Origin of the sequence: Thermomonas fusca DSM 15424, assembly GCF_000423885.1 — a bacterium.
GTDB lineage: Bacteria > Pseudomonadota > Gammaproteobacteria > Xanthomonadales > Xanthomonadaceae > Thermomonas > Thermomonas fusca.
This window is the reverse complement of sequence record NZ_AUIV01000026.1, coordinates 19,548-39,716: the sequence shown is the minus strand read 5'-3', so window position 1 is coordinate 39,716 and position 20,169 is coordinate 19,548. Positions and strand designations below refer to the sequence as shown.

Below are 20,169 nucleotides of genomic sequence, written 5' to 3'. Positions count from 1 at the left end.
TTGCAGGCCGCGGGCCTGCGGCTACAATCGACCCGCATACCCGGGGATTCACATGGCACGCATCCTGATCGTCGACGATTCGCCCTCCCAGCTGATGAGCATCCGACGCATCGTCGAGAAGCTCGGCCACGACGCACTCACCGCCGAGGACGGCGCCGCCGGCGTGGAAGCGGCCAAGCGCGAGCTGCCGGACCTGATCCTGATGGACGTGGTGATGCCGAACCTCAACGGTTTCCAGGCCACCCGTTCGATCAGCCGCGAGGCCACCACCAAGCACATCCCGGTCATCCTGGTCACCACCAAGGACCAGGACACCGACCGCGTCTGGGGCATGCGCCAGGGCGCCAAGGCCTACATCACCAAGCCGTTCAGCGAATCCGAACTGGCCGATGTGATCAACCAGTATCTGGTCACCGGCCCGAGCGCCGCGTAACTCCTGCGGGCGCGGCCTCAGCAGCGAACGTCACCGCAGCCGGTGGGGCTTAACCTGAAACCCCACCCGAGAGGCCGGCTCACCCCCGCCGCCAGTCGTCGCCGAAGGCATCGCGCATCTTCGTGTAGGCCTTGCGCTGGGCGTCGTTGTGCGCCTTCGGGGCGAGGACTTCCAGCTCGACGATCTGGTCGCCATCCGCCGCGCCGCCGCTGCCCGGCAGGCCGCGCCCGCGCAGGCGCAGCTTGCGGCCGGATTCGGAATCGGCCGGAATCTTCAGTTCCACCGGCCCGCCCAGCGTGGGCACGCTGAGGGTGGCGCCCAACGCCGCTTCCCACGGCGCCACCGGCAGCACATGGATGACGTTGCGGCCATCGACCTCGAACTGCGGGTCGGCGGCGTATTCCACTTCCAGCAGCAGGTCGCGGCCACCATTGCCCTGCCGGGCCAGACGGATCACCTGACCGGGGCGCACGCCCTTGGGCACGCGCACGTCCAGGGTCTTGCCACCCACGCCGATGCGCACGCTGCTGCCGTTGTAGACCGCGCTCAGCGGCACCGCCAGCTTGGCGCGGGTGTCGCCCGCCGGCTGCCCAGGGCGCCCACCGCCGTTGCCGCGGGCGCGCTGGCCGAACAGGTTCTCGAAGAAATCGGAGAAACCGCCGCCGGCACCACCGCCGGCGAAGATCTTGTCGTAGTCGAAATCCGGCTGCCCGCCCTGCCCGCGGCCGAAGCCGCCGGGCGGCGGGCGGATCTCGTCGCCGGGGCGGTATCCGCCGGCGCGCAGCTGGTCGTAGGCCGCGCGCTTCTGCGGGTCGCGCAGCGCTTCATAGGCTTCGTTGACCGCCTTGAACTTGTCCTCGGCGCCCTTTTCCTTGCTGACGTCGGGATGGTATTTGCGCGCCAGCCGGCGGTAGGCGGTCTTGATCTCGGCCTCGCCCGCGCTGGCTTCGACCCCGAGGATCCCGTAGTAGTCCTTGAATTCCATCGATGCTCCCTGCGGTCTGCGTGCGGGGATTATCCCACCGCGCAGCCCAAGTGCAGTCACAGGCCTTAGACTGCCTGCTCATCGAAGTGAGGCCCGGTCATGTCGATTCAAGTCGGTCAGCACCTTCCCGAAGCGGTCCTGCAGTACATCGACAACGGTGTGCACCGGATCGACACCCACAGCCTGTTCGGCGGACGCAAGCTGGTGCTGTTCTCGGTGCCGGGCGCGTTCACGCCGACCTGCTCCGAACGCCACCTGCCCGGCTTCATCCAGCATTTCGATGTGTTCCGCGCCAAGGGCATCGAGGTCGCCTGCATGGCGGTGAACGATGCCTTCGTGATGCAGGCCTGGGGCAACAGCCAGGGCGTGCCGCAGGGCATGAAGATGCTGGCCGACGGCAATGCCGACTTCACCCGCGCGCTGGGGCTGGAGCTGGACGCCAGCGGCTACGGCATGGGCGTGCGCAGCAAGCGCTTCGCGCTGTATGCCGAGAACGAGATCGTGCGCGGCCTGTGGGTGGAGGCGCCGGGCGAATACCGGGTGTCGTCGGCGGAAAACGTGCTGGCCAATCTTCCGGCCTGATTGCACCTGCGACCGCGGCGCGATGCGCATTCGCGCATCTTTGCCCGGCGCGTCACGGTTACCGCGGCAGGATCGAGAAACGCAAGCTGTCCCAGGCGCCGCTGTCGGCCAGCGCGGTGAGTTCGTGTCGGCCCGGCTCGGCGAATTCGTGCAGCAGCGGCCTGCCACCTGCGGTTTCACCGATCCAGCGGCCGTCCAGCAGCCACTGCACCCGCGCGCCGGCGCCCAGTGCACGCAGCGCAAGCCGCACGCCGGCGCCGCGGCCCGGCGCCGCAGCGAGCACAGCGCCATCGTTGACGCCTTCGATACGCAGGGTTTCCAGCGCGCCGCGGCCGTCGTCCGCGCAGTCGTCGGCCAGCGGCGGCAGGCTCGCCCCGGCACGCCAGGCCGCCGGCAGCCACGGCATCGCCAGCGCCGGCCAGCGCGCGATCTGTCGCGCCTGCGCGACATGCGGCAACCGGCAGTCGGCGGACAACCGGCGTCCGCTGCCGGCGTCCACTTCGAAGCGCTCGATGCCGGCGCTCCACAGCCGCGCCTGGCGCTCCGGCAGGGTCGGCGGCACCACTCCATCCAGCGTCCACGCCTCTCGTCGCCGCTGGCACAGCGCGTCCGGCTGCGCGCTGGCGGCAGTGCCCAGCGGCCAGCAGATGTCGGTTTCGGCCACGCTGCCGGGCATCGGCACGCGCCGCGAATCGCCGGGCGCGCGCGGCAGGCTGTCGACCACTTCGAACAGCAGCGGCAGTGCGGTGACCGCGCCGTACTGGCCGGGCAGCGGGGTGCCGTCCGGCCGCCCCACCCACACGCCCACGCTGTAGCGCGGCGTTGCGCCGATCGCCCAGGCATCGCGGAAGCCGTAACTGGTGCCGGTCTTCCACGCCACCTGCGGGCGCCGGCCGGTGTCGAACATGCCCTCGGCCTCGCCGGGGCGCGGATGGGCGGCCAGGATCTCGCGCACGATCCAGGCCGCGCCGGGCGACAGCAGGCGGCGTTCGAGCTTCGGCGCATCGCCGGTATAGCGCACCCGCCCGGCGATGCCGCCGCGCTGCAGGGCGGCAAACGCGCCAACCAGATCCTCCAGCCGCGCGCCGGTGCCGCCCAGGATCATCGACAGGTTCGGCGCCGCCCCACGCGGAAGCCGCAGGGTGATGCCCGCGTGCTCCAGCCGCGCGGCGAAGCGCGCTGGCCCGACCCGGTCCAGCAGGTCCACCGCCGGCACGTTGAGCGACAGCCGCAGCGCCTCGGCCACGCTGACCGGGCCGTTGAAAGCGGTATCGAAATTGGACGGCCGGTAGCCGCCGAACGACTGCGGCGCATCGACCAGCAGGCTTTCCGAATGCACCAGGCCTTCGTCCAGCGCCATCCCGTACAGGAACGGCTTGAGGGTGGAGCCGGGCGAACGCCAGGCCTGCACCATGTCTACATGGCCCAGCCGCGCCTTGTCGGCGAAGGCCAACGAGCCCACGTAGGCGCGCGCTTCCAGACTGGCGTTGTCGACCACCAGCAACGCCGCCGAGGTGCGCGGCGGCAGGTCGGAGAAATACGCCGCGACCCGTTCCTCCAGCGCACGCTGCAGGGCCGGCTCCAGCGTGGACACGATGCGGCGTGCCTGCGGCCGCGCGGCGTGCAGGCGCTGCGCCAGCAGCGCGGCGCCCATCGGCGCGCGCAGGCGGCGCGACACCACGTTCTCGATGCGCGCATCTTCCACCTGTGCGCGCGTCCACACGCCGCGCGCGGCCATCCGCGCCAGCAGCTTGTCGCGCGCAGCCTGCGCCGCGTCGGGATAGCGGTCCGGGCGCAGCCGGCTGGGCGCCTGCGGCAGCACCGCCAGCAGCGCGGCCTCGGCATGCGACAGCCGCGCCGCCGGCTTGCCCAGGTAGGCCCAGCTGGCGGCCTCCACGCCTTCGATGGTGCCGCCGAACGGCGCGCGCTCCAGGTACAGGGTGAGGATCCCGCGCTTGGACAGATGCACCTCCAGCTGCAGCGCGCGCAGCAGCTGGCGCAGCTTGCCGGCGACGCTGCGGGTGCGCGCGCCGTGCAGGCCGGGATCGATGATCCGCGCCACCTGCATGGTCAGGGTGGAGCCGCCGGAGACGATGCGCCGGCTGGCCAGCATCTGCGCGCCGGCGCGCAGCATCGCCACCGGGTTGATGCCGGGATGGCGCCAGAACCAGCGGTCCTCGTAGCCCAGCAGCGCCTGCACGTACAGCGGCGACACCTGCTCCGGCGTGGCCGGATAGCGCCACACGCCTCCCGCGTCGGCAAACGCGCGCAGCGGGCTGCCGTCGCGGGCGGTCACCACGGTGGCGGAATCGCGGCCCTTGGGCAGCGGCAGCGGAAAGGCGAAATCAAGGACCAGCAGGGTCAGCAGCAGTGCGGCCGTGCCCCAGCGCAACCACGCCAGCAGGCGCCGCCAGCGCTGGCGGCGCAACGCACTTGCGAACGTCATCGCGGCCTCAGGGCTGCACCACCGTGATCCGCTCCGGCACCGCCTTGCCCACCCCGCGCAGCGCCGGCCGGTACATGTCCTCCGCCAGCGGCGGCGGCACGGTGTAATTGCCGGGGGTGACCGCGCGCACGAGGTAGAACAGCTTGGCGGTGCTGCCCGCGTCCAGCTTGAGCGCGGCCACGTAGCGGTCGTCGCGGAACTCCTCGTGGCGCAGGTTGACGCTGTCGCCGCGTTCGCCGATGCCGATGCCGTCCACCACCACGTCGGCCCATTGCTTGGCATCGCCGAGGTTGAAGTTCTCGATCTCCAGCCCCGCCGGCAGCAGGTCGGTGAGCAGCGCGTCGGGCATGTCGCGGTCGGCGGTGATGGCAACCCGCACGATCAGCGCTTCGCCTTCCTTCAGCGGACGCGGCACCCACGGCTTGCCGTCGGTGCCAAACAGCGCGCGTTCGACCTTGATCACGCTGGCATCCGGCGCAGGTGCGGCGCGCGGCACGCCGGCCACATCGAGGCTGGCGTAGAACGGCGGCTCGCCGCTGGGCATGAAGCGCAGGCCCTTGGACAGGGTGGCGTAATCGACGTCGCGGGCAAAGCTGCGCGCCTTGGCGATGGCCTCTTCGACGCCGCCGGTGACCAGCTTGCCGGCCACTTCCTTTTTCACGTCCATCAGCAGCGCCTTGCCCAGCCGCGCCAGCGCGATCTGCTCCTGCGTGCTCAGCCAGAACCACGACGAGGCGCGACGGCGCGCGTCCAGTTCGCGGCTGACCTCGATCACCTTGGCATCAAAGGCCGGCCTGGCATAACCGCGCTCGTGGGTCATCGCGATCATCAGCGCCAGGTCGCGCAGCGGCGTGCCGTAGTCGCCCAGCCAGTCGTGGCGGTCGCCCTCGAAGGCGAAGCCGGCGGTGATCGCCTTGCCGCCGCGCACCTTGTCGCCCTGCATCGACAACGCCAGTCCGAGCTGCACCAGCGGCAGCCCTTTCAGCGCCTGCTTGCGGTCGTTGTCATACAGCGCGCGCAGCGTCCCCAGCGGCGCGCGGTTGACCCGCGCCAGCACGTAGCCGGCATGCGCCTGGTAGGCGAACTTGAGGTACTGGCGGTGGCTGCGGCCGTAGAACTCGTTGCCTCCGGACAGCAGGTCCTCGCTGAGCCGCTGCAGCGCCTTCTGCAGCACCGCCTCGGGCACCACGAAGCCGGCCTGCCGCGCGTCCAGCAGGAATTCGGCGATGTAGGGCGTCAGCAGCGGATCGACGTTGTCGTCGTCCCCCCACATCGAGAAGTGGCCGTTGCCCGCCTGCATCGAGGCCAGCCGCCCGAACGCACCCTCCATCCGCGCGCGCCGCTTGCCGGCATCCAGCCCCGCCACGCCGAAGCGCTGTGCCGTTTCCGCATCCAGCGCCAGCGCCGCATAGCCCTTGCTGGCGGTCTGCTCGGCGCAGCCATAGGGATAGTCCAGCGCGCCCTTCAGCGCGGCGCCGAACGGGATCGGCGGCAGCGCACTGACCAGCATGCGCGCGCGCACCGAGCCCGGCAGCAGCCCCTCGGCGAACCCGGCATCCATGGACGCCGCCTCGCCTGCGCCCAGCACCTGCGTGCGCGAGCGCAGCACCTGCGGCCATGCCGCGCGCACCGGCAGGTCGTATTTCCGATCCACCTTGAAGCCGTTGCCATCCACCCGCACCCGCACCTGGGCAACGCCATAACCGTCCTGCGCGGTGAGCGGGAAGCTCAGCGTGGACTTGGCCTCGCTGCCCAGCTTCAGCGTGCGGCTGGCGTCGCCGATCGCGGCAGGCCCAATCCCGTCCAGCTTCACCTTGAACTCGCCGGCCTTGCCGGTGAAGTTGGTGATGTCCAGGCTGATCATGCCGCGGTCGCCCGGCGCCATCGCCCGCGGCATGCTGGCCTCGGCGACGATCGGCGCGCGCACCACCACCTCGGCGTCGCGATGCCCGTACTGCGCATCGGCATAGACCAGCGCCGACACCCGCAGGGTGCCGTTGAAATCCGGCACCGGCAGCGACACCCGCGCAATGCCCCTGGCATCCAGCTTCACCGGCCCGGAGAACAGGTCCACCGTCTGCACCCGCGCGGTGGGCCGGCGCGCCTGCGGCAGCGCGGCCAGCGCCATGTCGCCACCGAAGCGCAGCCTGGCGACGCCGCCGTCGAAACTCTCGATGACGCGGCCATAGATGTCGTAGGCATCCACGCCCAGGCGGCGCTGAGCGAAGAAGTGCGCGCCCGCATCCGGCACCGGGAAGCGGGTGATGTTGAGGATGCCCACATCGACCGCCGACAGCGTGGCGTAGGCGGTCTTGCCGGCCAGCTGCGGCACGCTCAGCGTCACCTGCAGCGGCTGCTGCGGGCGCACCAGCTTCTTCACCGCCAGGCCCACCGCCACGCTGCGGTCGCGCCGATCCATCGGCACGAACACCTCGCCCACCGCGCGCGCCGGGGTGATCTTGCTGGTCGCGCTGCCGCCGCGAAACACCAGCGCGGTCACGTACACGTCGTGGCGCTCCCAGTCCTGGGTCACCGGGATTTCCACCACGGTGCCAGGCTTCACGTCCACCGACTGCACGAACAGCATGCGGTCGCTTTCCACCATCACCACGCCCTTGCCGGCATGCGGCGGCGTCAGCGTGACCTTCAATTTGTCACCGGCGCGATAGGCGGTCTTGTCCAGCGCCAGCTTGACCTTGTCCGGGCGCGCGTCCAGCCCGCGGTTCTCGTCGCCCCAGCCCCAGCCGGCGCGGAACGGATAGCGCATGGTCAGTCTGGTTGCCGGGTCGAACACCTCCAACCGGTAGTCGCCCCACTCCACCGGGAAATTGATCCGCGCCGCGGTGCCGCCGGCATCGACGCTGCGCGTCTCCAGCGTCTGGAAGCGGCGGGTGAAATCGTGGCGCCAGCCGCTGTCCTCGTCATGGCTCCAGTGGTAGTCGCGGTGTTCGCGCACCAGTGACACCTTCAGCCCGGTGGCGGGCCGCGGCCGGCCGTCGCTGCCGTAGCGCATCAGCTCGAAGCCGGCGCTGGCATTGGCGTCGGCGCCATCCTCGTCGTCGAACAGCGGGCGCACGCCGACCAGCGCATCGGCCGGCCACAGCGTGCGCGCGAGGCTGCGGTTGACGCTGCGTCCGCCGGATTCGAACAGGCTGCCGGACACGATGGCCTGCACCGGCGTGCTGGCCTTCACTTCCTCGGGCAGGGCGATGTCCTTGCGCAGCTCGCCTTTCGCGTCGAGTTCGGCATCGACGACATCCACCGCGTCCTTCGGCAGCGCCACGGTGGGATCGCCGAAGAACCAGCCCTTCAGGTTTTCCAGCGGGTGCTGGTCCACCCTGACCGCCAGCTTGGCGGTGAAACGGTTGCCGGCGGCCGGCGCGCCGTACAGGTAGGCGCCCTTGGCATGCAGCGCCAGCGGCTGGCCGGGACGCAGGATCGATGCGGCGCTGTCGAGGTCCAGCTTCATCCGCTCCGGCAGGAATTCCTCGATGCGCAGGCTCATGCCCTGCACCGCTTCCTTGCTGGCGGGATCAAGGCGGAACTCCACCTGCCAGCGGCCGGTGGGCGCTTCGACCGGGATGGTTTTCTCGAAGCGGAAGTAGCCCTGCACACCGGGCTGGATGCGCGACTCGACGAAGGTCCTGCCATCCGGCTGCTTCAGCCGGACGAACAGGGATTGCGACTTGCCGCCCTTTGCCTGCACCGGCCGGCCGTCGAAGTCGCGCAGCAGCGCGGAGACGCGCACGGTTTCGCCAGGCCGGTAGAGGTCGCGACCCGACCAGGCGAACACGTCGAACCAGGCCTGCTCGCGGCCGGCCACCGCGAACTCGGACAGGTCCAGCGCCGGCTGGTTGAACGGCAGCATCGACATGTCCTTGCCGCGCAGCGCGGTGAGCACGTGCCCGGCGTCCAGCCGGTAGTCGAGCAGCGCGTTGCCGTTGCCGTCGGTGCTGCCCTTGAACACCGGCTGGCCGCGCGCATCCAGCACCCGCAGCTCGACGTTGGCAAGGCCGGCGCCGCTGGCCAGCGAGGCGGTGTGCACGAACAGCTTGTCCTTGTAAGCGCGCGCGTGCAGGCCGATGTCGCTGACGCTGAAGTAGGCGACGTCGAACTCGCCCTTGAAGCTGCCGGTCCGCTTCATCACCGCGAAGTACAACCCCGGCTTCTGCAGCTCGACGATGTCCTGCAGCGGCAGGTAGGTCAGCACGCGCTCGTTGCGCTCACCGCCCAGCACGAAGCGGTTGACATAGACCGGTTCGGCCAGCTTGCCGATCGGCGCGCGGCTGTCCGCATCGTCCGGGTCGTACCAGGACGGGTCCAGCTCCCAGCTGCCGCGACGGCCGCCGCGCTGGTAGTCGGCGAAGAACTTCGGCAGCGCGTCGTCGCGCACGCGCAGGAACTCGACATCCACCTCCGCCACGTTCACCGACACCACCGGCAGCCCGCGCGATTCCTTGGCCGGGATCACGCTGCCCTGCGAGGCGAAACCCACCGCGGGTTCCAGCTCGCCGGTGAACACCTTCAGTTCCAGATCCTTGCCCAGCTTGCTGCCGTCGGCGGCGGTCAGCGCGGCGGAAATCCGCAGCGTGTAGTGCTTGTTCGCCTCGACATAGGGGAAGCGCAGGGTCTTGCCGTCGTCGGACAGCGCCCAGCCGCTCTGGCCGTCGCCCTTGGCATCGATCACCAGCAGCTTGTCGAAATCCTGGGTGCCCACCAGCGGGCGCGAGAATTCCACCGCCACCGCCAGCCCGTCCGGGCGCTGGTCGGGCCAGGCGCGCGCCACCGCGAAGCCGGTGATCTTCGCGCGCTCGGCCTTGATCGCCTCGCCGCTGGGAGCCGGCAGTTGCCCGCCCGGGTCGCGCTTGCATCCGGCAATTCCCGTCGCCAGCAGTCCAAGCAACAGCAGCGCCAGCAGGCGCGCGGGCAGAAAGGTCCGTGCACGCATCATCGCGATATCCATTCCGAGGGATCGCGCCGAGTACAGGGGGCCTACGCGGGCTGGCACGCAGGATGGCGCGGCGCGGAACGCCCGGCCAGGACGCGCGGTCAGACCAGCAGGCGCTCCCACATGCCGGCGAAATCGGCGTGGATCCGGCGGTGCTGCGCCCATGCCTCCAGCATCGCCAAGCCTTCGTCGCGACTGAATTTCCCCTGCCGGGCCAGCATCGCCAGCGCCGCCGCCAGCCGCCCGGCGCGCAGCGCCCGCCCCAGCGGATCGGCCGGCATTCCGTCCGCACGCTGCGCATCCAGTGCGGTGCCGATCCGCTCGGACAGCTCCCACGACACCGCGATGCGGTGCGCCATCGGCGCCGTCTGTTCGTCGAGCACGCGGGCCACGGTGCGCGGGTCCGGCGGCAGGTGCGGGTGCAGCGCGTAGTTGTCGCGCAGCACCTGCGCCACCATGATCGCGCCCAGCCCGTGCAGCAGCCCCACCATCTGCGCGGCGAATGCGTCCTCCTGCCCGCGCCCGCCGCGAATCATGCCGGCGGCAACGTCAGAGGCCAGCTGGGTGTGTTCCCAGATCACCCCGGGCAGCCGGCCCAGCGGGCCTTCGCCGGTCTGCATGACCGGCTGCACCAAGGCCGCGGCGATGACCGGGCGCAGCCCGTCCAGCCCGAGCAGGGTGGCGGCGCGCATCAGGCTTTCGACCGGTTTTTCCTGGATCCGGTAGAACGGGCTGTTGGCGATGCGCAGCAGGTTGGCCGACAGCGCCGGATCTTCGCTGACGATGCGCGCGATGTGTTCCAGCGATACGTCGGGATCGTTGATCGCCCGCATCAGTTTGGGCAGCAGGTAAGGCCGGCGCGGCATGTGCCGGGCCTGGAACTGCGTCCGCGACAGCAGGTTGGCGCAGGCCGCGGCGATGGCCGCATGCGCGGACGCTGCTTCCTCCGGCGCAACCGCCACTGGGCCGGCCCCGACGGTCTTGGTGTCCACCGCCAGCGCATACAGTTCGCGCACCAGCGTGCGACCGCGCGGGATGCCGGGGTCGGCAACGTCTCCGGCATCTGTCGGCGGCCAGTCTTCGTCGTCATCCTGCGCATCCGCAGGATCGATTGGCGGGCGCCGATCCGTCGCGTCGGCATGGAACGACCACCATGCGCCGATCCCGGCCAGCACCGCCACCGTGCCCGCTACCGCCACCCATCCCACAGCATCCATCCGCGACTCCACCGGCCCCGTTGCACGTCCTGGATCCCGCTGCATCCTGTGCGGGAAGGGGACAGGCTAGCCGATGTAAGCACGGAGTGGCAGCCGCGCGCGCGCCGGGCCTCGTCGGCCCGGCGCCAGGACTCAGGCGACGGGATCTTCCGCGCCGTCGCTGCTTTCGTCGTCCAGGGTGGCATCCAGGCGCTCGATCGCCTGCAGCTTCTCGTCCGCCGCCAGCCGCATCAGGGTCACGCCCTGGGTATTGCGGCCGACCTGGGCGATCTCCGCGGCGCGGGTGCGCACGAGGGTGCCGCCGTCGGAAATCAGCAGCACGTCGTGGCGTTCGGTGAGCTGGATGGCGCCGACCAGCGCGCCGTTGCGCTCGTTGGTCTTGAGCGCGATCACGCCCTGGGTGCCGCGGCCCTTCTTCGGGAACTCGTCGATCGGGGTGCGCTTGCCGAAGCCGCGCTCGCTGGCGGTGAGCACGTCGCCGTCGCCATCCACCACGATCAGGCTGCGCACTTCCTCGCCGTCGGCCAGCTTCATGCCGCGCACGCCGGTGGCGGTACGGCCCATCGGGCGCACGCTGTCGCCACCGAAACGCACGGCCTTGCCATTGCTGGCGAACAGCATGATGTCGCGGGTGCCGTCGGACAGCTCGGCGTTCACCAGCGCATCGCCCTCGGCCAGGTTGATGGCGATCTTGCCGCGCGCCAACCGGAACGCGTATTCGGTCAGCGGGGTCTTCTTCACCGTGCCGTTGCGGGTGGCGAAGAACACGTACTTGCCGTCCTCGTACTCGCGCACCGGCTGCACCGCCTGCACCTTCTCGCCTTCTTCCAGCGGGATCCAGTTGATGATCGGGCGGCCGCGCGCGTTCGGCCCGGCCTCCGGCAGCTGGTACACCGGCAGCCAGAACACGCGACCGTGGCTGGTGAAGGTGAGCAGGGTGTCGTGGGTGTTGACCAGCCACAGCTGGTCGATGAAATCCTCGTCCTTGGTCGCCGCCGCGTTGCGGCCCTTGCCGCCGCGCTTCTGCGCGCGATAGGTGGTGGCCGGCTGGCGCTTGGCGTAGCCGGCGTGCGACAGCGTGACCACCACGTCTTCCGGCGCGATCAGGTCGAGGATGTCGAGGTCTTCCTCGGAGGCGCGGATCTCGCTGCGGCGCGGGTCGTTGAACTCGGCCTTGACCAAGCGCAGCTCTTCGCGGATTTTCTCCAGCAGCACGTCCGGATTTTCCAGAATCAGGATCAGCCCGGCGATTTCTTCCAGCAGCTGGCGGTATTCGTCGGTCAGCTTCTCCTGCTCCAGCCCGGTCAGGCGGTGCAAGCGCATTTCCAGGATCTGCTGGGCCTGCGTCTCGGTCAGCTGGTAGCCATCCGCCTGCAGGCCCACGCCGGCCGGCAGGTCTTCCGGCCGGCTGGCCTCGGCGCCGGTGGCGGCCAGCAGCGCGCCTACCAGCCCCGGCTGCCAGCGCCGCGCCAGCATGCGCTCGCGGGCGACGCCCGGGTTCTCCGAGCTCTTGATCAGCTCGATCATCTCGTCGATGTTGGCCAGCGCAACGGTCAGGCCTTCGAGGATGTGCGCGCGCGCGCGCGCCTTGCGCAGCTCGAAGATGGTCCGGCGGGTCACCACTTCACGGCGGTGCCGGACGAAGGCCTCGAGGATCTGCTTGAGGTTCAGCAGCCGCGGCCGGCCATCGACCAGCGCCACCATGTTGATGCCGAACACCGACTCCATCTGGGTCTGCGAGTACAGGTTGTTCAGCACCACGTCGGCGGATTCGCCGCGCTTGACCTCGATGTAGATGCGCATGCCGTCCTTGTCGGACTCGTCGCGCAGCTCGCTGATGCCCTCGAGCTTCTTCTCCTTGACCAGCTCGGCGATCTTCTCGATCAGCCGCGCCTTGTTCACCTGGTAGGGAATCTCGGTGACGATGATCGATTCACGGCCGTTGTCGGCCACTTCGATGTCGGCGCGGGCGCGCATGCGCACCCGGCCCTTGCCGGTGCGGTAGGCGACGTGGATGCCGCCAACGCCGTTGATGATGCCGGCGGTGGGGAAATCCGGGCCGGGGATGTATTCCATCAGCCCGTCGATGTCGATCTGCGGGTCGTCGATCAGCGCCAGCAGCGCGTCCACCACCTCGCCCAGATTGTGCGGCGGGATATTGGTGGCCATGCCCACCGCGATGCCGGCCGAGCCGTTGACCAGCAGGTTCGGGAACCGGGTCGGCATGACCGTGGGCTCCAGTTCCTTCTCGTCGTAATTGGGCTGGAAATCGACGGTGTCCTTGTCGATGTCGGCCATCAGCTCGTGGCTCAGCCGCGCCATCCGCGCCTCGGTGTAGCGCATCGCCGCAGCAGAGTCGCCGTCGACCGAACCGAAGTTGCCCTGCCCGTCCACCAGCAGGTAGCGCAGCGAGAACGGCTGCGCCATGCGTACCAGCGTGTCGTACACCGACTGGTCGCCGTGCGGATGGTACTTACCGATCACGTCACCGACGATGCGCGCCGACTTGTAGTACGGCTTGTTGCTGTGCGCGCCCAGTTCGTTCATCGCGAACAGCACGCGGCGGTGCACCGGCTTCAGGCCATCGCGGACGTCCGGGAGCGCGCGCCCCACGATCACGCTCATGGCGTAATCGAGGTAGCTGCGACGCATCTCGTCTTCCAGCTTGACGGGGATGATTTCCTTGGCGGATTCGGCCATCGTGCGTCCGTTTTTCGTGGTGGTGCCTATCGTGAATTCCGGCCCGCAGGCGACCAGCGGAAACCTGTTCCGCAAGTGCGTCCGGCGGGAATATCAACAACACGGAATCATACCATCCGGGGGCCTTTAAAGCACCCCGATTCCATCGGAAATCAAGCAGTTGCGCGGCTTCCAGGGCGCCATGCGTCGCCCCGCAGCGGCATTTCCCGGTGCCTGAAGCGGGATCGCGGCCGAGAGGGCGAAGTCCACGCCGCCCGCCCGATCACGGGAACGGTGCGAAAGCCGCGTCTCAGGCGCCGAACAGCGCCCGCATGCGCGCCGCGTCCGGGCGTTCGACCACCCCTTTTTCGGTGACGACGGCGTCGATCAGCGCATGCGGGGTCACATCGAAAACCGGATTCCACGCGCTCACGCCGTCGGCCACCACGCGCTTGCCGCGGAACGACAGCAGCTCGGCCGGGTCGCGCTCCTCGATCTCGATCAACTCGCCGGAAGCCGTGCCCATGTCGACGGTGGAGGACGGCGCCACCACCATGAACTTCAGCCCGTGGTGGCGGGCCGCGATGGCCAGCTGGTAGGTGCCGATCTTGTTGGCGGTATCGCCGTTCGCGCAGATGCGGTCGGCGCCCACCACCACCCACTGCACCTGTCCGGTCTTCATCAGGTGCGAGGCGGCGGCGTCGGCGATCAGGGTGGCGTCGATGCCGTCCTGCGCCAGTTCCCACACGGTCAGCCGCGCGCCCTGGTTCCACGGCCGGGTCTCGGTGGCGAAAACGCGCGCGATGCGGCCGTCGGCCACGCCGGCGCGGATCACGCCCAGCGCGGTGCCGAAGCCGGCGGTGGCCAGCGAGCCGGTATTGCAGTGGGTCAGCACGCCGCTGCCAGGCGCGATCAGCGCGGCGCCGGCGCGGCCCATCGCGCGGTTGGCGGCCAGATCCTCGGTTTCGATGGCAAGTGCCTCGTTCTCCAGCGCCGCGCGCCAGTCGTCGCCCGGATCCAGCGCAGCCAGCGCGTCGCCCATGCGCGCCAGTGCCCAGGCCAGGTTGACGGCGGTGGGGCGGGCGGCGTTGAGTCGCTGGATGGCGGGCTCCAGCAGGCGCGAAGCTTCGGCCGCATCGGCGGTTTCCAGCCCGCGGCCGGCCAACACCACGCCCCAGGCCGCGGCGATGCCGATGGCGGGCGCGCCGCGCACAGTCAGCGCGCGGATCGCTTCGGCGACCTCGTCGCTGCTGCGGCAGATCTCGTGGACCACGGTGAACGGCAGCACGCGTTGGTCCAGCAATTCCAGCGTCTCGCCGTTCCAGCGGATCGGGCGGACGTGGTCGTAGCGGTCGTAATCGATGGCGGAATCGTTCATGCCCGCATTTAACCACGGCCATCGCGGGGTGCTTGCGCACCCCGCAATGCCGTCACGCGCCCGCTGCGATCAGAAGCTGCGGAATTCGGCGCGGCAGCCCTGCGCCACCCAGATGCCACTGCGGCCATAGCCCCAGCTGCGACCTTCGATGCAGGACGCGCGCGACAGCTGGCGAACCAGCTGCACGCCGGCGCGGGTGTTGGCCGCGCATTCGACGTAGCGCCCGTCGTTGGATTCGCAGCGGAACATGCGGCCGCCGTAGCCGTAATCCGGGCGGTCCCAGCTGCCACCGCGGCGCACCGCGAACTCGCCGCGGCAGCCCTGCGACACCCACACGCTACCGCGCTCGGTACCCCAGCTGCGGCCCTCGATGCAGGCCGAACGCGACAACTGCCGCACGAGTTCAGCGCGTCCGCGACCGGGGAACGCGCAGCGGTTGTAGCGGCCATCGTTGGAATCGCAGCGCACGATGTTGCCGTAGCCCTGCCCGTATCGGTCGTCCCGGCCGTAGCGGTCACCGCCCCGGTCGGTCAGGCGGAAGTCGGCGCGGCATCCCTGCGACACCCACACGCTGCCGCGTGCGGAACCCCAGCTGCGGCCCTCGATGCACGGCGCTTTTGATAGCTGCCGTTCCAGCATCGCCCGCGCACCTCCGGTGGGGCATTCGCGGGTGCGGCCGTCGTTGGATTCGCAGCGGATGACCTGATCGCCATAGCCGTCGCCGCCGTAGTACTGGGCGGCAGCTGGAGCCGCGGCGGAGCCGGCGAACAGGGCGATGGCAATGACAAGCTGGCTACGCATGGGCTGGCTCCTTCTGGCTCGGCCCGGCATGGGCACGATTCACGGCTCCGACTGTAGGCGCGCCGGATTAACCGCAGGCAAAAATAACGCGTCCGCCAGGCGTATGGACACGACGCATTCAGATTTAGCTTCGGCTGCCTTCGCGCTCAGGCGCGGGCGAAATCGAATGCCAGCACATCGGCGATGCGCGGCGTGCCCAACAACGACATCAGCAGCCGGTCCACCCCAAGCGCCACCCCGGCGCAGGCCGGCAGGCCGTGCTCCAGCGCCGCCAGCAGCGCGGCATCCAGGGGAATCGCCGGCTGGCCGCGCTGTGCGCGCACCTGCACATCGCGTTCGAAACGCGCGCGTTGCTCGGGCCCATCGCGGAGCTCGTGGTAGCCGTTGGCCAGCTCCAGCGGGCCCAGATACAGCTCGAAGCGTTCCGCCACCGGCGGATCCTCGGCACGGATGCGCGCCAGCGCCGCCTGCGACGCCGGCCAGTCGTGCACCGCCAGCAGCACGTCGTTGCCGAACAGCGGCTGCAGCCGGTGGGTCATCAGCAGGTCCAGCCAGTCGTCGCGGTTCAGGCCATCGGGATCGATGCGCACCTCGCCCAGCGCGCTGCGCAGGGTATCGATGTCGGCGGTCAGGGGATCCAGCTGCAGGTGCTGCCAGTAGAGGTCGCGGAAGCTTGTGACCACCGGCGCTGCATCGCGCCCGACCAGCGCCAGCGCGGCGCGCACCAGCGCCACGGTTTCGTCGAGCAGGCGCAGGTGGTTCCAGCCGATCCGGTACCACTCCAGCATGGTGAATTCGGGGTTGTGGCGACCGCCAGCCTCGCCGTCGCGGAACACCCGACCCAATTCGTAGCAGTCGCCGATGCCCGCCGCCAACAGGCGCTTGAGCGCGAACTCGGGCGAGGTGCGCAGCCAGCGCGTGCGCGGCGCGCCGTCGGTGCGGCCGGAAAACTGCAGCGAAAACGAGGCGATGTTCGGCTCGGTGTTGCCGGCCAGCGACAGCACCGGGGTTTCCACCTCCAGCACGCCGCGGGCGTGGAAGAATTCGCGCACCAGGCGGTTGAACGCGGCGCGCAGGCGGAGCGCATCGAACGTGGCGGTCGGTTGCCAGCCGGTCACGGCCTGTCCCGTTCGCTCTGGCGATGCTTTGGGCGGTCATTCCCGCGGGCAAAAGCAAAATCGGAAACCCTCATGCGTGCTTCGCCAGGAACGCCAGCAGCTTCGCTTCGTCCCAAACCTCAACGCCCAACTCCTCGGCCTTGGCGAGCTTGGAACCGGCAGCTTCGCCGGCCACCACGAACGAGGTCTTCTTCGACACGCTGCCGGCCGCTTTCGCACCCAGTGCTTCCAGCTTCTCCTTCGCTTCGTCGCGGCCCATCGACACCAGCGTGCCGGTCAACACCACGGTCTTGCCTTCCAACGGCCCGGCCGCCTGTTCGCCACGTTCGGGCAGGCGCCCGCGCAGCTCCGCCTGCGCCTGCGCGGTGCGCAGCAGCAGGCCGGCGTTGGCCTCGATCTCCAGCCACGCAACCAGCGCGCCGGCGGTCTCAGCCGGCAGGCCGGCGGTGACGAGGTTGTGCACCGGTGCGTCCAGCAGGGCCTGCGCGTCGGCGAACGCACCGCCGAGCTGGGCGGCGCGGACCGGCGTGATTTTCGGGACTTCCAGGTCGACCAGCAGTGTCGCCAGGTCCAGCGCCTCGGCCAGCTTCGGATTCGGCGCACGCGCATCGGTGATGCGCACGCCGCGCGCCAGCAGCCGATCGATCACCTGCTGGTTGCCGGGCTGGTCGAAGAAGTGGCCCAGCGCGCGCGCGACTTCGCCACCGATGTCGGGCACGCGCTTGAACAGCGGCCAGGGCAGGTGGCGGATCAGCTCGAGGTCGCCGAACCACTGCGCCAATGCCTTGGCGGTGCTTTCGCCAACGTGTTCGATGCCGAGCGCGTACAGGAAGCGGGCCAATGTCGTCTCGCGGCTGCGGTCGATCGCCTCGATCAGGTTGTCGGCCCATTTGGTCGCGATCTTGCCGGCCTTCACCGTCTCTGGAACGGAGCCGTCGCGCTCGTCCACGCGGCGCTTCATTTCCAGCAGGTCATCGAGGGTCAGGCGATACAGGTCGGACACGTCCTGCAGGTAGCCGAATTCGGCCAACGATTCGATGTAGCGCTCGCCGAGGCCGTCGATGTCCATCGCGCGGCGCGAGGCGAAGTGGAACACCGCCTGCACCCGCTGCGCCGGGCAGCTCAACTCGCCCGAGCAGCGCCACACCGCAGCGCCCTCCTCGCGCACCACCTCCGCGCCGCAAACGGGGCAGCGCATCGGCATCGACCACGGCTGCGTGCCCGGCGGGCGCTGGTCCAGCACCACCTGCACCACCTCCGGGATCACGTCGCCGGCGCGGCGCACGATCACCGTATCGCCATTGCGCACGTCCAGCCGTGCCACGTGGTCGGCGTTATGCAGGGTGGCGCGGGTGACGGTGACGCCGCCGACCTGCACCGGCTTCATCAGCGCCCACGGCGTCACCGCGCCGGTGCGGCCGACGTTGACTTCGATCGACTCCAGCACGGTCATCTGTTCCTGGGCCGGGAACTTGTGCGCGATTGCCCAGCGCGGCGCGCGCGAAACAAAGCCGAGCTCGCGCTGGCCGGCGTAGTCGTCGAGTTTGTAGACCACGCCATCGATGTCGAACGGCAGGCCGTCGCGTGCCGCGCCGATGCGCCGGTAGTAATCCAGCAGGCCGTCGACACCCTGCACCACCATCGCCAGTTCGCTGACCGGGAACCCCCATTCGCGCAGCAGCGCCAAGGTGGCCGAATGGGTGGCCGGCAGCGCGCCGCCTTCCACCAGGCCGATGCCGTAGGCGAAGAAGCTCAGCGGCCGCTGCGCGGTGACGGCCGGGTCCAGCTGGCGCAGCGAACCGGCGGCGCCATTGCGCGGATTCGCCAGCACCTTGCCGCCGTGCAGGCGCGCGTGTTCGTTGTACTTCTCGAAGTCGGCGCGCGGCATGTAGACCTCGCCGCGCACTTCCAGCACATCCGGCCAGCCGCTGCCGCGCAACTTCAGGGGAATCGCCTTCAGCGTGCGCAGGTTCGCGGTCACGTCCTCGCCGCTGGCGCCGTCGCCGCGGGTGGCACCCTGCACGAACACGCCCTGTTCGTAGCGCAGGCTGATCGCCAGGCCGTCGAGCTTGGGCTCGGCGGAAAACGCGAGCTCGCCACGATCCAGCGTCTCGTCGATGCGGCGCACGAAGTCGCGCACTTCCTTGTCCGGGTCTTCACCAGGTTTCGGATCGGGGTTGCTGAACGCATTGCCCAGCGACAGCATCGGGATGGCGTGGCGGACTTCGGCAAACCTGCCCGACGGCGCGCTGCCGACGCGACGGGTGGGCGAATCGGCAGTCGCAAGCTGCGGGTGCGCGGCCTCCAGTTCGTCCAGCTCGCGCAGCAGACGGTCGTACTCCGCATCCGGGATATCCGGCGCATCGAGGACGTGGTAGCGGTAGCTGGCGTCTTCCAGCTTCTTTCTCAGCTCGGCGGCGCGTTCGGCGAGGGTGGCGGTCATGCCGCGATTTTAGCGTTGCCGAGGTGAGCGCCAACGGACGGTGGCGGGTTCCGGCTCTGTCCGCATTCGCCCCGGTCGATCACGCCAAGCCCAAGCCCACCAAAGTCCGATCCGGAATCGAGGTGGGTTTCAGAGCATCCGCGGTGCGCTGGAAAAGTACCCGCCGGTGGTTTCGTAGCTGAGCGCGCTGCTGGCGTTGAACAGCGCGGCGGTGGCGGTGAACTGGGTGGGGCTGAGGAACACCTGGGTGGTCGCCGACGAGCCTTCCAGGGTGTAGTAGAGCCAGTATCTCTTGTCGCTCGGCTTGTAGCCGAAGCTGTAGCTCTCGACCTTCTTCCACGCCATGGCCTGTTCCCGCTGTGTGTGTGTCCCTGCAACAACGGAGGATCCGGGCCGGACAGGCCGGCGCTACCAGCGCGACGTTTTGCCCAGCGGCGGCGCGGCGTTCTGGCGGTCGTAGGCGCGCAGTTCGTCGCGGATGTGCTGGATGCGCTGGCGGCCCAGCGCGCTGCGCTCCTCGTCCAGCACCACACCGTCCAGCAGGTCGGCCATGCGCTGCGCGGCGGGCTCCATGGTTTCCCAGGCGTTCAGTGCCGGCAGCGGCGCCGGCAGGGTGAGGAAGAAGGCGATGGCCGGGGTTTCGACCTCGGCGATGCGCGCCATGTCGAAGCTGCCAGGCTTGATGATGTTGGCCACGCTGAAGATCGGGCCGGCTTCGGGCCGGCCGTCCACCAGGCGGTGGAACACGTCCATGTAGCCGAAGGTCAGGCCAGCCTTCTCGGCGGCGACCACGATGTCGGACCCGCGCAGCTTGTTGCCGGCCTTGGCGGCGACGTACAGCGAAATGATGCGGTCGAACTGATCGACCGGACGCTTGCCCAGCTCGCTCTGCGGCGCGCCGGTGGCCAACGGCAGTTCGTCCTGCTCGGCATCGCCATCGCCCCAGCTGTCGGCCAGCTGCTCGCCGAGCGAAGGCTCGGTGCGGTCGCCGGCCTCGCGTGCGGACTCGCGCGGCAGGCGGCGGCCCTGCCCGTCCTTGCGGCTGCGGCCGAAGAAGATGATCGCACCGAGCAGCAATGACATCGCCACCGCGATGCCGATCCGGAGCAGGGTCATGTCCGACATCAAGCAATCTCCAT

The 20,169-nt window shown here is 69.7% G+C and carries 13 protein-coding genes; 2 read left to right on the top strand and 11 right to left on the bottom strand.

Annotated features, from left to right (window positions below; genetic code table 11):
* The first annotated feature begins 52 nt into the window (after positions 1-52).
* The gene (pilH, locus tag G582_RS0111375) at positions 53-433 is read left to right on the top strand and encodes a twitching motility response regulator PilH (protein WP_028839940.1); all 381 of its coding nucleotides are present in this window, start codon (positions 53-55) and stop codon (positions 431-433) included.
* A 79-nt stretch (positions 434-512) separates the two neighbouring features.
* On the opposite strand, the gene G582_RS0111370 is transcribed toward pilH, so the two are convergent.
* Positions 513-1,418 (bottom strand): DnaJ C-terminal domain-containing protein, encoded by a 906-nt coding sequence (locus tag G582_RS0111370; RefSeq protein WP_028839939.1) that lies wholly within the window; start codon positions 1,416-1,418, stop codon positions 513-515.
* A gap of 99 nt (positions 1,419-1,517) precedes the next feature.
* Between G582_RS0111370 and G582_RS0111365 the strand changes: the two genes are divergently transcribed.
* Positions 1,518-2,000, top strand: a complete 483-nt coding sequence (locus G582_RS0111365; RefSeq protein WP_028839938.1) for a peroxiredoxin — start codon at positions 1,518-1,520, stop codon at positions 1,998-2,000.
* A 58-nt stretch (positions 2,001-2,058) separates the two neighbouring features.
* On the opposite strand, the gene pbpC is transcribed toward G582_RS0111365, so the two are convergent.
* From pbpC to zipA, 10 genes are all read right to left on the bottom strand, one after another.
* Positions 2,059-4,446, bottom strand: a complete 2,388-nt coding sequence (gene pbpC / locus G582_RS0111360) for a penicillin-binding protein 1C (protein WP_028839937.1) — start codon at positions 4,444-4,446, stop codon at positions 2,059-2,061.
* A 7-nt stretch (positions 4,447-4,453) separates the two neighbouring features.
* On the bottom strand, positions 4,454-9,397 hold the full coding sequence (locus tag G582_RS0111355) for an alpha-2-macroglobulin family protein (RefSeq protein WP_028839936.1): 4,944 nt from the start codon (positions 9,395-9,397) through the stop codon (positions 4,454-4,456).
* Between the two features lie 98 nt (positions 9,398-9,495).
* Complete coding sequence (locus G582_RS16425) at positions 9,496-10,611, bottom strand: HDOD domain-containing protein (RefSeq protein WP_051247173.1); 1,116 nt, start codon at positions 10,609-10,611, stop codon at positions 9,496-9,498.
* A 132-nt stretch (positions 10,612-10,743) separates the two neighbouring features.
* Positions 10,744-13,311, bottom strand: a complete 2,568-nt coding sequence (gene gyrA, locus G582_RS0111345) for a DNA gyrase subunit A (protein WP_028839935.1) — start codon at positions 13,309-13,311, stop codon at positions 10,744-10,746.
* A 289-nt stretch (positions 13,312-13,600) separates the two neighbouring features.
* Positions 13,601-14,668 carry an S-methyl-5-thioribose-1-phosphate isomerase gene (mtnA, locus tag G582_RS0111340; protein WP_028839934.1) on the bottom strand — a complete coding sequence of 356 codons (1,068 nt, stop codon included), beginning with the start codon at positions 14,666-14,668 and terminating at the stop codon, positions 13,601-13,603.
* A 69-nt stretch (positions 14,669-14,737) separates the two neighbouring features.
* Positions 14,738-15,469 carry a DUF3011 domain-containing protein gene (locus G582_RS0111335; protein ID WP_038053902.1) on the bottom strand — a complete coding sequence of 244 codons (732 nt, stop codon included), beginning with the start codon at positions 15,467-15,469 and terminating at the stop codon, positions 14,738-14,740.
* 146 nt (positions 15,470-15,615) lie between these two features.
* The gene (gene epmA, locus G582_RS0111330) at positions 15,616-16,587 is read right to left on the bottom strand and encodes an EF-P lysine aminoacylase EpmA (protein ID WP_028839932.1); all 972 of its coding nucleotides are present in this window, start codon (positions 16,585-16,587) and stop codon (positions 15,616-15,618) included.
* Positions 16,588-16,657: 70 nt separating this feature from the next.
* Positions 16,658-19,030, bottom strand: coding sequence for an NAD-dependent DNA ligase LigA (ligA, locus tag G582_RS0111325; protein WP_028839931.1), 2,373 nt, complete (start codon positions 19,028-19,030; stop codon positions 16,658-16,660).
* A 129-nt stretch (positions 19,031-19,159) separates the two neighbouring features.
* Complete coding sequence (locus tag G582_RS0111320; RefSeq protein WP_028839930.1) at positions 19,160-19,375, bottom strand: hypothetical protein; 216 nt, start codon at positions 19,373-19,375, stop codon at positions 19,160-19,162.
* Between the two features lie 63 nt (positions 19,376-19,438).
* Entirely contained in the window at positions 19,439-20,155 is a 717-nt protein-coding gene (zipA, locus tag G582_RS0111315; protein WP_028839929.1) for a cell division protein ZipA, read from the bottom strand.
* Positions 20,156-20,169: the final 14 nt, after the last annotated feature.

Coding starts and splice junctions, on each gene's coding strand:
- pilH (WP_028839940.1), top strand. CDS start 53: ATGGCACGCATCCTGATCGTCGACGATTCGCCCTCCCAGCTGATGAGC.
- G582_RS0111370 (WP_028839939.1), bottom strand. CDS start 1,418: ATGGAATTCAAGGACTACTACGGGATCCTCGGGGTCGAAGCCAGCGCG.
- G582_RS0111365 (WP_028839938.1), top strand. CDS start 1,518: ATGTCGATTCAAGTCGGTCAGCACCTTCCCGAAGCGGTCCTGCAGTAC.
- pbpC (WP_028839937.1), bottom strand. CDS start 4,446: ATGACGTTCGCAAGTGCGTTGCGCCGCCAGCGCTGGCGGCGCCTGCTG.
- G582_RS0111355 (WP_028839936.1), bottom strand. CDS start 9,397: ATGATGCGTGCACGGACCTTTCTGCCCGCGCGCCTGCTGGCGCTGCTG.
- G582_RS16425 (WP_051247173.1), bottom strand. CDS start 10,611: ATGGATGCTGTGGGATGGGTGGCGGTAGCGGGCACGGTGGCGGTGCTG.
- gyrA (WP_028839935.1), bottom strand. CDS start 13,311: ATGGCCGAATCCGCCAAGGAAATCATCCCCGTCAAGCTGGAAGACGAG.
- mtnA (WP_028839934.1), bottom strand. CDS start 14,668: ATGAACGATTCCGCCATCGATTACGACCGCTACGACCACGTCCGCCCG.
- G582_RS0111335 (WP_038053902.1), bottom strand. CDS start 15,469: ATGCGTAGCCAGCTTGTCATTGCCATCGCCCTGTTCGCCGGCTCCGCC.
- ligA (WP_028839931.1), bottom strand. CDS start 19,030: ATGACCGCCACCCTCGCCGAACGCGCCGCCGAGCTGAGAAAGAAGCTG.
- G582_RS0111320 (WP_028839930.1), bottom strand. CDS start 19,375: ATGGCGTGGAAGAAGGTCGAGAGCTACAGCTTCGGCTACAAGCCGAGC.
- zipA (WP_028839929.1), bottom strand. CDS start 20,155: ATGTCGGACATGACCCTGCTCCGGATCGGCATCGCGGTGGCGATGTCA.